The sequence below is a fragment of the Isoptericola sp. NPDC056618 genome (assembly GCF_042792715.1).
Taxonomy (GTDB): domain Bacteria; phylum Actinomycetota; class Actinomycetes; order Actinomycetales; family Cellulomonadaceae; genus Isoptericola; species Isoptericola nanjingensis.
In genome coordinates, this window is record NZ_JBHTVZ010000008.1 from 22,167 (window position 1) to 36,189 (window position 14,023).

Annotated in this window: 8 protein-coding genes; 6 read left to right on the plus strand and 2 right to left on the minus strand. The window is 72.4% G+C overall.

Features of this window, described 5'->3' with window-relative positions:
• The first annotated feature begins 218 nt into the window (after window positions 1–218).
• The 3 genes from ACFQ8T_RS11625 to ACFQ8T_RS11635 all read left to right on the plus strand — a co-directional run bounded on the left by ACFQ8T_RS11625 (window position 219) and on the right by ACFQ8T_RS11635 (window position 3,839).
• Entirely contained in the window at window positions 219–1,151 is a 933-nt protein-coding gene (locus tag ACFQ8T_RS11625; protein WP_430546688.1) for a glycine betaine ABC transporter substrate-binding protein, read from the plus strand.
• A gap of 97 nt (window positions 1,152–1,248) precedes the next feature.
• Window positions 1,249–1,941: a YoaK family protein gene (locus ACFQ8T_RS11630; RefSeq protein ID WP_430546689.1), complete on the plus strand. Its 693-nt coding sequence runs from the start codon at window positions 1,249–1,251 to the stop codon at window positions 1,939–1,941.
• Entirely contained in the window at window positions 1,938–3,839 is a 1,902-nt protein-coding gene (locus ACFQ8T_RS11635) for a gamma-glutamyltransferase family protein (RefSeq protein ID WP_430546690.1), read from the plus strand. The genes ACFQ8T_RS11630 and ACFQ8T_RS11635 overlap by 4 nt, the downstream gene beginning before the upstream one ends.
• Before the next feature lie 86 nt (window positions 3,840–3,925).
• Here the strand turns inward: ACFQ8T_RS11635 and ACFQ8T_RS11640 are convergent, their stop codons facing one another.
• Together ACFQ8T_RS11640 and ACFQ8T_RS11645 are read right to left on the minus strand one after the other, a co-directional pair.
• Window positions 3,926–6,112, minus strand: a complete 2,187-nt coding sequence (locus ACFQ8T_RS11640) for a hypothetical protein (RefSeq protein ID WP_430546691.1) — start codon at window positions 6,110–6,112, stop codon at window positions 3,926–3,928.
• 268 nt (window positions 6,113–6,380) lie between these two features.
• Window positions 6,381–7,892, minus strand: coding sequence for a S8 family serine peptidase (locus tag ACFQ8T_RS11645; protein WP_430546692.1), 1,512 nt, complete (start codon window positions 7,890–7,892; stop codon window positions 6,381–6,383).
• Window positions 7,893–8,206: 314 nt separating this feature from the next.
• On the opposite strand from ACFQ8T_RS11645, the gene glf reads away from it, so the two are divergent.
• From glf to ACFQ8T_RS11660, 3 genes are read left to right on the plus strand one after another with little or no spacing between them, the layout of a single operon-like run.
• Window positions 8,207–9,364: a UDP-galactopyranose mutase gene (glf, locus tag ACFQ8T_RS11650; RefSeq protein WP_430546693.1), complete on the plus strand. Its 1,158-nt coding sequence runs from the start codon at window positions 8,207–8,209 to the stop codon at window positions 9,362–9,364.
• Complete coding sequence (locus tag ACFQ8T_RS11655; RefSeq protein WP_430546694.1) at window positions 9,361–11,322, plus strand: glycosyltransferase; 1,962 nt, start codon at window positions 9,361–9,363, stop codon at window positions 11,320–11,322. Before glf ends, ACFQ8T_RS11655 begins: the two co-directional genes overlap by 4 nt.
• Before the next feature lie 52 nt (window positions 11,323–11,374).
• The gene (locus ACFQ8T_RS11660) at window positions 11,375–13,951 is read left to right on the plus strand and encodes a polysaccharide pyruvyl transferase family protein (RefSeq protein ID WP_430546695.1); all 2,577 of its coding nucleotides are present in this window, start codon (window positions 11,375–11,377) and stop codon (window positions 13,949–13,951) included.
• Window positions 13,952–14,023 lie beyond the last annotated feature (72 nt).

Genomic DNA, 14,023 nt, shown 5'->3' on the forward strand with positions numbered 1-14,023 from the left:
CGCTTCCCCCTCGGCCCGGTCCCCGGCATCCTCGTCCCCATCGTGGTCGCGGCCGCCGCCGCGGCGGGCGGGTCGGTGCGGGCCACCGGCCGCCGCACGACGCCACCGAAAGAACTCCGACTTCTTCGACGACCTCAAGGCCGCCGCAACCGCATGAGCCGCGCGGCACGGACCGCACGACGGCCGCGCCGGCACAGCCAGATCCCCAGGAGGACAGCATGAACACGCGCCACACCCGACGAATCGCCGCCGCCGGCGGCACTCTCGCCCTCGCCCTCTCCCTCGCCGCCTGCGGCTCGGACGACGGCGGCAGCAGCAGCTCGGACGGCGGTGACGAGAAGGAGATCACGATCGGCATCCCGTCCGGCTGGGACGAGGGCATCGCCGTCTCGAACCTCTGGGCCAAGGTGCTCGAGGAGAAGGGCTACGAGGTCGAGACCAAGACCGCCGACATCGGCGTGGTCTTCACCGGCCTCGCGGGAGGCGACATGGACGTGCTGTTCGACACGTGGCTCCCGATCACCCACGCCGACTACGTCGAGAAGTTCGGCGACGACATCTCCGACCTCGGCACCTGGTACGACGACGCCAAGCTCACCATCGCGGTGAACGAGGACTCGCCGGCCCAGACCATCGGCGACCTCGCCAAGTACGCCGACGACTACGGCAACAAGCTCGTCGGCATCGAGGCCGGCGCGGGGCTCACCAAGGTGACCAAGGAGAACGCCATCCCGACCTACGGTCTGGAGGGCCTCGACTACACGATCTCGTCGACGCCGGCGATGCTCGCCGAGCTCAAGGGCGCCGCCGACAAGGGCAACAACATCGCCGTCACGCTGTGGCGCCCGCACTGGGCCTACGACGAGTTCCCCGTCCGGGACCTCGAGGACCCCGAGGGCGCGATGGGCGACGCCGAGGCGATCCACACGTACGGCACCTCGGACTTCGCGGACCGCTACCCGGAGCTCGCCGGCTGGCTGAAGGACTTCACCCTCGACGACGAGCAGCTGTTCTCGCTGGAGAACCTCATGTTCAACGACGAGGAGTACGCGGACGACCCCGAGGCCGCCGTCGAGGCATGGCTCAAGGACAACCCGGACTTCGTCGACCAGGTCACCGGCGGCGCTGCCGCCGGCGACTCCGCGGAGTGACCCCCGCGGCGAGGTAGCTCCGTGCACGCCGAGGCAGCACCGTCCCCGTGGGCGGTGCTGCCTCGGCGTCTCCCGGCCCCCTCGGTACGGTGACCCGGTGCCCTCTTCGTTCCTCGGACCGCTCGGCCGCGACCGGGACCGGCTGCACCTGGTCCTCATGCTCGCCCTGACGTTCTCCACCGGCATCGCCGACGCCGTCGGCTATCTCGGCCTCGACCGGGTGTTCACCGGCAACATGACGGGCAACGTCGTCATCCTCGGGATGGCGCTCGCCGGAGGCGACGACCTCCCCGTCGCCGGGCCGCTGCTCGCGCTGGTCACGTTCATGGCCGGGGCGGCGCTGGCCGGCGTCGTGCTGCGGCCCGTGCAGGTGGGGTGGACGGCCCGCACCACCGGGATGTTCGCGACCGTCGGGGCCCTGCTGGCGGCGATCACGGTGCTGCTCGCCGTCTCGGGCGACGACCTGCCGCACGCCGTGCAGCTCACCGTGACCGGGCTGCTGGCCCTCGCGATGGGCACGCAGGCGGCGACGGCGCGTCATCTGTCGGTCAAGGACGTCACGACGGTCGTCGTCACGTCGACCATCACCGGCCTGGCCGCCGACTCCCGCCTCGCCGGCGGGCACGGCACGAACTCCGGGCGGCGCATCGCCGCGATCGCCCTCATCTGCGCCGGTGCCGCCGCCGGCGCCCTGCTGCTGCAGGCCCATCTGGCGTGGGGCGTGGGCGTGAGCGCCGTGCTGACGCTCCTCGTCGCCGCTCTCGGACACACCACGGAGGACCCTCGATGACGTTCACTCCCCCGACCCCCCACCCCACGCGCCCCGACCTGCGCGGCACGTTCGGGATGGCCGCCTCCACGCACTGGCTGGCGAGCGCGAGCGCCCAGTCGGTGCTGGAGCGGGGCGGCACCGCGTTCGACGCGGCCGTCGCGGGCGCGTTCGTGCTGCACGTCGTCGAGCCGCACCTCAACGGCCCCGGCGGGGACATGACGGCGATCCTCGCGACGGCGGACGAGCCCGCGCGACCTCGGGTGCTGGTGGGCCAGGGCCCGGCGCCGGCCGGGGCGACGATCGCGCACTACCGCGACGCCGAGGGGCTGGACCTCGTGCCCGGCTCCGGCGCGCTGGCGGCCGCCGTGCCGGGCGCCGTCGACGCGTGGCTCCTGCTGCTGCGCGACCACGGCACGTGGACCGTGGCCGACGTCCTCGCCCCCGCGATCGGGTACGCGCGCGACGGCCACCCGGTGCTGGCCGCCGTGTGCCGCACGATCGAGGGCGTCGCCGGGCTCTTCTCCGAGCACTGGCCCACGTCGGCGGAGCGCTGGCTGCCCGGCGGGCGCGCCCCGCGGCCCGGCGAGCTCCTCACCAACCCCGAGCTGGCGGCCGTGCTCGCGCGCCTCGTCGCCGCCGAGGCCGACGCCGCCGCGGACGGTGCCGACCGGGCCGGCGCGGTGGACGCCGCCCGAGCCGCGTGGGGGGCCGTCGTCGGCGAGGCGGTCGAGGACTTCGTGCGCACGCCGCACCGGCACGCCGACGGCCGCGACCACGCGGGGGTGATCACCGCGGCGGACGTCGCGGGGTTCGAGGCGACGTTCGAGGACGCCACGACCATCGACTTCCGCGGGTACACCGTGGCCAAGACCGGGGCCTGGGGGCAGGGCCCGGCGCTGCTGGAGGCGCTGCGCATCCTCGACGGGTTCGACGACGCGCGGCTCGACCCGTCGACCGAGCTCGGCGCGCACACGGTGCTCGAGGCGCTCAAGCTCGCCCTCGCCGACCGCGACACCTGGTACGGGGACGACGACCGCGGAGGCGGCGTGCCCCTCGACGTCCTGCTCTCCTCCGAGTACGCCGCCGCCCGCCGCGCCCTGATCGGCGAGCGCGCGTCCCACGACGTCCGCCCCGGCGACGTCGCGGGCCGCGGCACCCCGGCGACGCCGCCCCTGCGCACGTCGTACGCCACGGACGTCCCGGCCGCCGCCCTGCCCGGCGCCCCGGCCGGCGGCCCCGCGGCCGGCGTCGGCGAGCCGACCGTCGTCGTCGGGGCGACAGCGCCCCTGAACGGCGACGGCCTCGAGACCGACGCCACGGGCGCGACCCGCGGCGACACGTGCCACCTGGACGTCGTCGACCGCTGGGGCAACATGATCAGCGCGACGCCGTCGGGCGGCTGGCTGCAGTCCTCCCCCACGGTGCCCGTCCTCGGCTTCGCCCTGGGCACCCGGCTGCAGATGACGTGGCTGGACGAGGCGTCCCCGTCCGCCCTGACGCCCGGCCGCAGGCCCCGCACCACGCTCACCCCGACGCTCGTGCTGCGCGACGGCGAGCCCGTGCTCGCGTGCGGGTCGCCGGGCGGCGACCAGCAGGACCAGTGGCAGCTCGCGTTCCTGCTGCGCGTGCTGGTGGGCGGGTACACGCCGCAGGAGGCGATCGACGCCCCGGCTCTGCACACGACGTCCGCGCCGGGCTCGTTCTGGCCGCGCACCTGGACGCCCGGCGGCGCCGTCGTCGAGGACCGGCTCGGCGCCGACGTCCTCGCCGGGCTGGTCGAGCGCGGCCACGTGCTCACGCTCGCGGGCGACTGGGCGCTCGGGCGCCTCAGCGCCGTGTCGCGCGACCCCGCCACCGGCGTGCTCGGCGCAGCGGCGAACCCCCGCGGCGCGCAGGGGTACGCCGCGGGCCGCTGACGACAGCGGCCGATCCGCCTCTCCCTCGGGGTCGTGGCTCGTCGCCCGGGTGCGACGAGCCACGACCCCGGGTCACGCGTCGGCGGTCAGCTCAGCCCGCGCACCCACTGCGTCGACGACCCGTACATCCACGACCCCGAGCTGTCGACGATCTTCCACACGCCGCCGTCGGCCACGGAGCGGCTGACGCCGTCGGCCTCGACGACGATCTGCTCGCAGCCGTCGTCCGTCGCGTAGGGATAGGCGTCGGCACGGTAGGTCTTGCCGTTCGACCCGACGTACGAGATCGCCAGGTCGTCCCAGACGCTCACGGCCGGGTCCCCGAGCGAGCACCCGACGAACCACGCGTCGACGAAGGACACCCCGTCGACCGTCCCCGCCTCGGTGTCCCAGAGGGACTGCATCCAGAAGTTGCCCACGAACCACTTGCCGGGCGCGTAGGGGTCCGACCTGCTGGAGTCGACCCAGAGCGTGGCCGCCTTCGAGTAGGCCGTCCCTGCGACGTTCGACACCCGCACGCGGTAGTCGGCGAGCGTGTGCCTGGATCGCGCGGTGAACGCGTAGGACGACGAGGTACGGTCGGACACGTTCTTCCACGTGCCCGACTCCGCCGTCCGCACCTGCCACTGGTACGTCAGCCTGCCGCCGGTCGCGGACGCCGAGAACCGGGCGGACTGGCCGGTCTTGACCCACAGGGCGTCGGGCTGGTTCGTCACCTTGGGCGTGCTGACGCCCACGGGCCAGGCCACCGCGGCGGTGGCCGCGCTGGTCCGGGACGACGTCGCGTACCCCGAGCGGACGCCGGAGACGGTCACGGTGATCTTCTTGCCGTGCTGGGCCGACGTCAGCGTGAACGACGACCTCGTGGCGCCCTTGATGGCGGTGCCGTTCGCCTTCCACTGGTACTTCCACGACGTCGGCGCGGGGCTCCAGGTGCCCTTGCCGCTCACCTTGAGCGTGGAGCCGACGCGGACGGTCCCGGAGACCTGGGGCGCGGAGGTCCTGGAGTAGACGCGCAGCACGGCCGCGCCGGAGCTCGTCACGGTGCGCGTCGTGTAGCCGCTGCGGCTGCCCGTCACGGCGACGGTCAGCGTCCTGCCCGCGTACCTCGACGGGATCGTGTACGTGGAGCGCGTGGCGCCCGGGATCGACCGGCCGCTGATCTTCCACTGGTAGCGGTAGGTCGTCGCCCCGGGGTTCCACGTCCCGCGCGACACGGAGACCGTGCTGCCCACCTTGACGGTGCCCTTGATGCCCGGCCTCGGCGCCGACAGCACCCCCGGCGCGACCTTCGTGCCGGCGCTCGTCCTCGTGACGGTGGTGTACCCGGTCTTCTTCCCGGTCACCTTGACCGTGAGGGTCCGGCCCTTGGCCGTCGACGGCAGCGTGTACGTCGACCCCGTGGCGCCCGAGACCTTCGTGCCGGACACGTACCACTGGTAGCTCAGCGTGGTCCCGGAGGTCCAGGTGCCCGGCTTGGCGGTGACCTTCGAGCCCACGCGCACGGTGCCGCTGATCGTGGGCGTCCCCGCGGACAGGCCGGCCGCGACGACCGCGGCGGTCCGGTCCGACGTGAGCGTCCGGGGCGCGTAGCCCTCCGCGGCGCCCGACACCGTGACCACGATCGTCCTGCCCAGGTCGGCGGCCGTCAGGGTGTACGTCGGCTTCGTCGCGCCGTCGACGGGGTCCCTGCCACGCCACCACTGGTACGTCAGCGTGGCCACCGGCTCCCAGGCGCCGGCGTCCGCGGTGAGGGTCTGCCCGAACCGCACCGTCCCGCTGATCGTCGGAGCGGCGGCCACGAGCTCGCCCTCGGCCACGGTGCCGTCGGCGACGACCACGACCGACGCCGAGGTCGCGCCGTCGACGGCACCCTCGGGGGCCGTGCCGGTGACCTCGACGCTGACCTGCTCGCCGACCGTCGCGGGCCCGAGCGTCAGCGTGGGCTCCGCGCCCTCAGCGACCAGGGCGTCGCCGGCGAACCAGCGGTAGGTGAAGGCGAGCCCGGTCCCGGCCGGCGCCCACAGCTCCGGCCGCGGGTCGATCGCGACCTCCTCGCCGACCTGCAGCGTGCCGTCGACGAGGAGCTCGTCCGCCGTCGGGGCGACGACGTCCGTCGGGGCCACCGTCGGTTCGTCCGCGACCTCCGTCGCGACGGCTGACGCCGAGGCCGGTGGTGCGACCAGGAGCGGTGTGACGACCAGAGCCAGTGCCGTGACGAGCGCCGCCGCGCGACCGCGACGTCGTCGCGCCGCCGGGTGGAGAGGTTCCACGGGTCCTCCGAGGATGAGCGGCCGACGGAGCGGCCACGAGACGAAGCACGGCCGGCGTGGCCACGACCGCTCGGGGCCGGTCGCCTCGTCGCGCGGGCGCGGTCCGGCGGTGCTGCACGTCAGTATGGGACCCACGAGGGACGTTCTCCGACATATCGACCCAGGCCGGCGGATTTCACCCGGCCACACCGGGTGAGGCTCCGTCGACGACGGAGGGCGGCCCGCAGCTCGCTGCGGGCCGCCCTCCCCCTGCGGTCGTCGTGCTCGGTCAGCCGAGCGTCACCGCGTCGAGCGCGTCGACCATGCCGTCGCCGAAGAACGAGTTCTCCTCCGGCGTCCCGACGCACGTCGGACCCACGGGCGTCGTCCCGCAGGGCCGGTCGTCCGCCTGGTCGCGCACGGCCTGCTCGAGCTGGGCCGGCGTCCAGTCCGGGTGCGCGGACTTCATGAGCGCGAGCACGCCCGCGACGTGCGGCGACGCCATGGACGTGCCGCTCTTGGTGTCCCACGTGCCGTTCAGCTCGGTCGAGACGATGGCGCTGCCCGGGGCGGCGACGTCGATCTTGCCGAGGCCTCGGTTGGAGAAGGAGCTCAGGGCTCCGGTGCTCGTGACGGACGAGACCGTCACGACGCCGTCCGCCTCGGTCGGGATGTCCTCGCAGCCCGAGTTGATGGTGCGGTCCACGGCCGTCGAGTCGTTGGGGCTCGACGTGTCGCGGGTGTTGTTCGCCAGGTCCGTGGACGCGTTGCCGGCCGCCGCGGCGTGCACGGCGCCCCGGTCGGTGGAGAAGTCGATCGCGCGGCGCACGGCCTCCTTCACCGCGGCCTGGTCGGCCTGGTCCTCGCACCAGTACATGAACGGGTCGATGTAGTACGAGTTGTTGGTGACGTCCACGCCGTGCAGGCCCGCCCAGACGAAGCCGCAGACGGCGTACTCGGGGTAGATGAAGCCGTCGTCGTTGACGACCTTCACGGACGCCATCTTCACGCCCGGCGCGACGCCGACGATGCCCAGCCCGTTGTCGGCCGCCGCGATCGTCCCGGCCACGTGCGTGCCGTGGTCGGACGTCGTGGGCAGCCAGCCGGTGGCCGACGTGTCGGGGCGCCCCGCCGCGGTGCAGTTCACGGACGCCGCCGTGTCGACCTGCGTCGCGAGGTCGGGGTGCGTGACGTCGATGCCCGAGTCGAGGACGCCGACCAGCACGTCGGGCGAGCCCGGGTTGATCTCGATCGCCTGGTCGGCCTTGATCATCGCCATGTCCCACTGGGTGGCCTCGCCCGGGTCCGGGACGGCCGTCGTGCCGGCGCCGTCCTCGGTGCCGGCGCCGGGCTTCTTGGTGACCTTCGCCTTCCACGGGCCGCCCTTGGCCCCCGGGACCTCGTCGGCGACGGCGGGCGTGCCCTCGCTCACCGGGACGGTCCGGGTGACGCCGACCGACTCGACGGCGTGCCCGCGCGCGAGGCGCACCACGTCGGCGCGGAAGTCCGCGCGAGCCGCGTGCGCGACCACGACGCCGATCTCGGGCCACGACTGGACGACGACGCCGCCCGCCGCCTCGACGGCCCGCTCCGCGAGACGCGTCTGGCCGGGGTTCGCGTGCTTGGCGTTGACGACGTAGGAGAAGGTCTGGCCGTCGGGGGTGGTCACCGGGACCGGCGTGGACGGTGGCTCGGCCGCGGCGCCGCCGGCGACGGCGGCGCTGCCGGCACCGGCGATCAGGAGGGCCGTGGCGGCGCCGACGGCGACCAGACGCGCGCGATGGGTGGTGCGCAGGCTCATGGTGTCCCCTTCGAAGAGGTGCGGTCGCCTCGTTGCGACCGTCACCAGGTGACGGTAGAGCGCCCGGGCCCGAAGGGCCCGTCGAACGCACCACCGGGTCGCGTCTCGGGAGTTTCCTGACGTCCGGGTAACGCCCCGGTGAACCCGGATGAACACTGTCCGATCATCAGGAGACGCCGTTCAATTCGGCACTTTTGCGGCCTGTCGTGCCCCTAATCTCGAATCCCGTGACCAGCCCGGCACGCACCCGGTGGTCCTGCTTCTGCCGTGCAAAGTCCACGGCACCGCTTTCGCATTCTTGAGGAGGTCGTCGCATGACGGACGCTGTCGTGGTGGGCTCGGGATTCTTCGGCCTGACCGTTGCCGAGAGGCTCGCCGAACAGTACGGCGCGAACGTTCTCGTGATCGACCGGCGCCACCACGTCGGCGGCAACGCCTACAGCGCTCTGGAGCCCGAGACCGGCATCGAGGTCCACCAGTACGGCGCGCACCTGTTCCACACGTCGAACGAGCGGGTGTGGGAGTACGTCAACCGGTTCACGGCGTTCACGGGCTACGTGCACCGGGTGTACACGACGCACCGGGGCGAGGTGTTCCCGATGCCGATCAACCTGGGCACGATCAACCAGTTCTTCCGGTCGGCGCACGGCCCCGACACGGCGCGGGAGCTCATCGCCGAGCAGGCGGGCGAGCTCGCCGGCAAGGACCCCGAGAACCTCGACGAGCAGGGCGTGTCGCTCATCGGGCGGCCGCTGTACGAGGCGTTCATCCGCGACTACACCGCCAAGCAGTGGCAGACCGACCCCACGGACCTCCCCGCGTCGATCATCAAGCGGCTCCCCGTGCGCTACACGTACGACAACCGCTACTTCAACGACACGCACGAGGGCCTGCCGGTGGACGGCTACACCGCCTGGCTCGAGCGGATGGCCGACCACCCGCGCATCGAGGTGCGGCTCGAGACGGACTTCTTCGACGAGGGGCAGCCGGTCAACAAGGCCGCGACCGTCGGCCAGGTGCCCGTCGTCTACACGGGCCCCGTCGACCGCTACTTCGAGTTCACCGAGGGTGAGCTGTCGTGGCGCACCCTGGACTTCGAGCAGGAGGTCCTGCCGGTCGGCGACTTCCAGGGCACCCCGGTCATGAACTACGCCGACCTGGACGTGCCCTATACGCGCATCCTCGAGTTCCGCCATTTCCACCCGGAACGCGAATACCAGCGCGAGAAGACCGTCGTCGTGCGGGAGTACTCCCGTTTTGCCGAGCGCGGCGACGAACCGTACTACCCGGTCAACACCTCGGCGGACCGCGACCGGCTGCAGCTGTATCGCAAGCACATGGAAGGCGAGAAGGACGTGTTCTTCGGCGGCCGCCTGGGTACCTACCAGTACCTCGACATGCACATGGCGATCGGGTCCGCCCTCTCCATGGTCGACAACAAGCTCGGCGCGGTGTTCGGGGGTGCGGCGTGACTCTCCTGGCGCAGCTCGAGACGGCCTCGGAGGCCGAGGTGTCCCGCCGCGTCGTGCACCAGGTGGTGCTGCCGCCGGACGCCGACCCGGACACGCTCCCGCTGTACGTGGACTTCACGATGGCGCGCGCCGCCGAGGAGGCGCACCCGGACGTCGCGCCCGCCGAGGCAGGAGCCGAGGTGCTGGGCCGCAGGTCGCTGCGCCTCGACCACGGCCGCGAGGCGTCGTTCGGCACCTACTTCGGCGCGTTCCCCGCCGGGTACTGGCGGCGCTGGACCGACGTCGCCGAGGTGCGGCTCAGCCTCCGCCTCTCGGGGCCCGCGACCGTCGCGGTGTACAAGTCGAACGCACGCGGAAACCCGCAGCGGGTGCGGTTGATCCACAGCGTGGACGGCGTCGTCGACGTCGACCTGACGCTCGCGTCCTTCGGCGACGGCGGCTGGTACTGGTTCGACCTGTACGCCTCCGACGGCGCCGTGACCCTCGAGTCCGCGGAGTGGAGCGTCGACGGGTCGTACGCGCGCAAGCACGGCACGGCCTCCATCGCGATCACCACGTTCAACCGCCCCGACTACTGCGTCGCGCAGCTGCACGCGCTCGGCGGCGACGAGGGCCTCCAGGACGTGGTGGACCGGATCTACGTGGTCGACCAGGGCAGCAGGCTCGTCCAGGACCAGCCCGACTTCGCCGAGGCCGCGGCGCGGCTCGGCGGCCGCCTGTCGCTCGTGCGCCAGGGGAACCTCGGGGGCTCCGGCGGCTTCTCGCGCGGCATGGCGGAGACGCTGCAGGCCGGCGAGTCCGACTACGTGCTGCTGCTCGACGACGACGTCGTCTCGGAGCCCGAGGGCATCGCCCGCGCGGTCGCCTTCGGCGACTTCGCCCGGACGCCCACGATCGTGGGCGGCCACATGTTCTCGATGTTCGAGAAGTCGTGCCTGCACACCTTCGGCGAGCGGGTCAACCGCTACTCGTTCTGGTGGGGCAAGATCGAGAACACGTTCGACCGGCACGACTTCTCGCTGCACCCCCTGCGCACGACCCCGTGGCTGCACCAACGCGTGGACGTCGACTACAACGGCTGGTGGATGTCGCTGATCCCGGTCGAGGCGCTGCGCACGGTGGGGCTGTCGCTCCCCGTGTTCATCAAGTGGGACGACGCCGAGTACAGCCTGCGCGCCACCGACCACGGCATCCCGACGGTCTCCCTCCCCGGGGCCGCGGTGTGGCACGTGCCGTGGGTCGACAAGGACGACGCGATCGACTGGCAGGCGTACTACCACCAGCGCAACCGGTGGCTCGCGGCCATGCTGCACTCGCCGTACCGCGGCGGTGGCGAGCTGCCCCGGGCGAGCTTCGTCGGCGACGTCAAGCACCTGCTGCAGCTGCAGTACTCGGCCGTCGAGCTGCGCCTGCGGGCCCTCGAGGACCTGCTCCAGGGCCCCGAGCACCTGCACGCGACGATCGGCTCCACGCTGCCCGAGGTGAGGGCGCTGCGGGCGCGGTTCCCCGACGCCGTGGTGGAGAAGGACCCGGGCGCCTTCCCGCTCACCAGGCGCCACCGCCCCTCCCGCCGGGGCAAGGTGCCGTCGGCTCCCGGAGGGAAGCCCCGCGCGGTCGCGTCGGCACTGACCGGGATGGCCAAGCAGCTGCGCGCCGTGCGGCCGGAGGCGCTCGAGGTGCCCGAGGAGAGGGTCTCGACCACGGCCGCCCGGTGGTGGCGCCTGTCGCACCTCGACTCCGCGGTCGTCACGTCGGCCGACGGCACGGGCGCCTCGATGTACGTCCGCGACCCGAGGAAGTTCCGCGCCTACCTGGTCCGCAGCCTGCGGCTGCACCGGCAGCTGCGCAGCCAGTGGGCGCCCCTGAGCCGGCGGTACCGGAAGGCCATGCCGTCGTTCACCTCGGTCGACGAGTGGCGCGCGACGTTCGACACCCACGGTGTCGACGATGACGAGTGAAGACACGATGCGGGCACCGCGCAGGCATCACGAGCAGGCAGGGACACAGCGCATGACGGATCCGGCGAAGAAGTACGACGTCGCCATCCTCGGATGGTGGTACGGCAAGAACTACGGTTCGATCCTCACCTACTACGGGCTCAACCGTGCCGTCGAGAGCCTCGGCCGCTCGGTCCTCATGGTGCACGAGCCGCTCGGCTACAACGGCTACCGGGTGCACTGGCCCACGGACATCGTCTCCATGGACTTCGCCCGTCGCGTCGGCTACGAGCACACCGAGCAGGAGCACTACTCCGCGCTGCCGCGCCTGAACGACGTCGCTCGCACCTTCGTCGTGGGCAGCGACCAGCTGTGGAACCCGCTGATCGGCCGGGTCAACGACGACCTGTTCCTGGACTTCGTCGCCCCGGAGAACCACCGGGTGGCCTACGGCACGTCGTTCGGGAACCGCGGCACCGACAAGTTCAAGGTGCCGTTCGTCGCCAAGCACGCCGCGAGCCTGCAGCAGTTCAAGGCGATCTCGGTGCGCGAGGAGTACGCGATCGACACCGCTCGGGACGTCTTCGGCGCCAAGGCGGCGCTCGTCGTCGACCCCGTCTTCCTGCTGCCCGAGGAGCACTACGCCGGCCTCGCCGACAAGGCGACGGTGGCTCCCGGGGGCGAGTACCTCGCGGTCTTCTACCTCGACCCCAACCCGGAGAAGGTGTCCGTCGCGCGGGCGATCGCCGACAAGCTGGGCTTCGACAAGATCCTGGTGATCCCCAACCCCGACGAGGGACGCGAGAAGGTGACGTCCCTGTTCGCGGACGAGCCGCGGGTCGAGGTCCTGTCCGAGGACGCCCCGGAGAACTTCCTGCGCGCCTACCGCGACGCCGGCTATGTCGTCACCGACAGCTACCACGGCTCCGCCTTCGCGGCGATCTTCGAGAAGCCCTTCTCGTCGATCTACAACACCAAGCGGGGCGCCGACCGGTTCAAGAACCTCATGGCGGCGATGGGCTTCGACGACCAGCGCCGCGTCCTGGAGACCGACACCGCCGAGACGATCACCGAGAACGAGTACGTCACCCGGGAGATCGACTTCACGAAGGCCCGCGAGTACATCGGGTCCGGCCGGGCCTCGTCGCTGGAATGGCTGAGGACGGCGCTGGACCCCGAGTCCGAGGGCTCCGCCGCGATCCGCCGCTTCCAGCGGTTCGCCCTGGACAACCCCGCGTTCACCGCCAGCAGCAAGGCCTGGCGCGTCTCGCGCAGGGCGCGCGGCACCCGGCTGAAGGTCGCCCGGGACGGCGCGGCGGTCGGCAACCATGCCTGGACCTCCCTGCCGGAGCCGCTGACGCCCGGCTCGGCGTACCAGCTGACGATCGACTGGACCCCCCGGACCGACGCGCCGGCCGTCAACCTCCACCTCCGCAACCCCGAGACCGGCCAGTTCCGCGCCGTCGGCAAGGTGAACGTCGCGCAGGGCTCGGGCACGGCGCGCCGAGACGCGGTCACGTTCACCGTGTCCGACCCGGGCTTCTCCGAGATCATGCTGGGCGCGCTGCACTTCACCGGCCGCAACGCGGGCGCCGAGGTGCGTGGCCTCGAGGTCGTGGAGGTGCCCGCAGCCGTCGCCGCCGCGGCACGGCGCAAGGCCTCGGGCAGGGCCCCTGCCAAGGGCTTCGCGGGTCAGGCCAGGGCGCTGGCGCTGGCGGACTACGAACGCCAGGTGCGGTCGTACGATCGCGCCCGGTCGGCCGACAGGATCTCCGGCGCCCGGGCGCGGATGATCTTCCACGCCCACGCGATCGAGAAGGGTCTGAGCCGGAGCAACTTCCGCGCGGGCTTCGGCAGGATCGCCGTCCCGGGGCTCGCCAAGGAGATGAACTCCTGGCTGGCGTCCGGGTTCAGCATCGACGACCCCTACCTGCAGAGCTCCGCGGCCGTGATGAAGACCTACTTCGAGCGGCACGCCGCGCTCCAGCACGACGTCTCCGCCTTCCGTCAGCTCTTCTCCGGCGCGGCGCAGGACCTCATCGACGCCACCCGGCACCACGAGGGCGGTGTGCTGCCCGCCGAGCAGACCCGCGAGATCCGCCTCGAGGCCGACGACTCGCGCGGCTTCCTCGACGTCGTCTACGGGCGGCGCAGCGTGCGGGAGTTCACCGACGAGCCCGTCAGCGACGCGGACGTCAGCAGGGCGGTGCAGATCGCGATGCAGTCGCCGTCGGTGTGCAACCGCCAGGCCGCCCGCGTGCACCAGTTCCAGGACCCCGAGGTCATCAGGTCGGTGCTGGACATCCAGGGCGGGTTCAACGGCTACGAGATGCCCCCGCGCCTGCTGCTGATCACCGCCGACCTCGACGCCTTCCTCTTCGCCCCCGAGCGCAACCAGCCGTTCGTGGACGGCGGGCTGTTCATGATGTCGCTGCTCCTCGGCCTGACCCAGGTGGGCCTGGGGTCGTGCTCGCTCAACACCGCGATGGGGAGCGCGAAGGACGCCGCGATCCGCAAGATCATCGACGTCCCCGACAACGAGGTGTTCATCTCCTTCGTCGCGGTCGGCCACTACGACCAGCAGGTCCTGGTGCCGCGGTCGAAGCGGACCCGCGTCGAGGACGTCATCGTCCGGCACGCCGCCGGCTGAGCGTGCCGGGGGCGGCCGCCCGCGGTCCGGAGCACGAGCGTCGCCGGAGGGCGCTGCCGGACTTTGCAACCC

Bases quoted from the DNA above. Each gene is read 5' to 3' on its own strand.
- ACFQ8T_RS11625 (WP_430546688.1), top strand. From the start codon at position 219: ATGAACACGCGCCACACCCGACGAATCGCCGCCGCCGGCGGCACTCTC.
- ACFQ8T_RS11635 (WP_430546690.1), top strand. From the start codon at position 1,938: ATGACGTTCACTCCCCCGACCCCCCACCCCACGCGCCCCGACCTGCGC.
- ACFQ8T_RS11645 (WP_430546692.1), bottom strand. From the start codon at position 7,892: ATGAGCCTGCGCACCACCCATCGCGCGCGTCTGGTCGCCGTCGGCGCC.
- glf (WP_430546693.1), top strand. From the start codon at position 8,207: ATGACGGACGCTGTCGTGGTGGGCTCGGGATTCTTCGGCCTGACCGTT.
- ACFQ8T_RS11660 (WP_430546695.1), top strand. From the start codon at position 11,375: ATGACGGATCCGGCGAAGAAGTACGACGTCGCCATCCTCGGATGGTGG.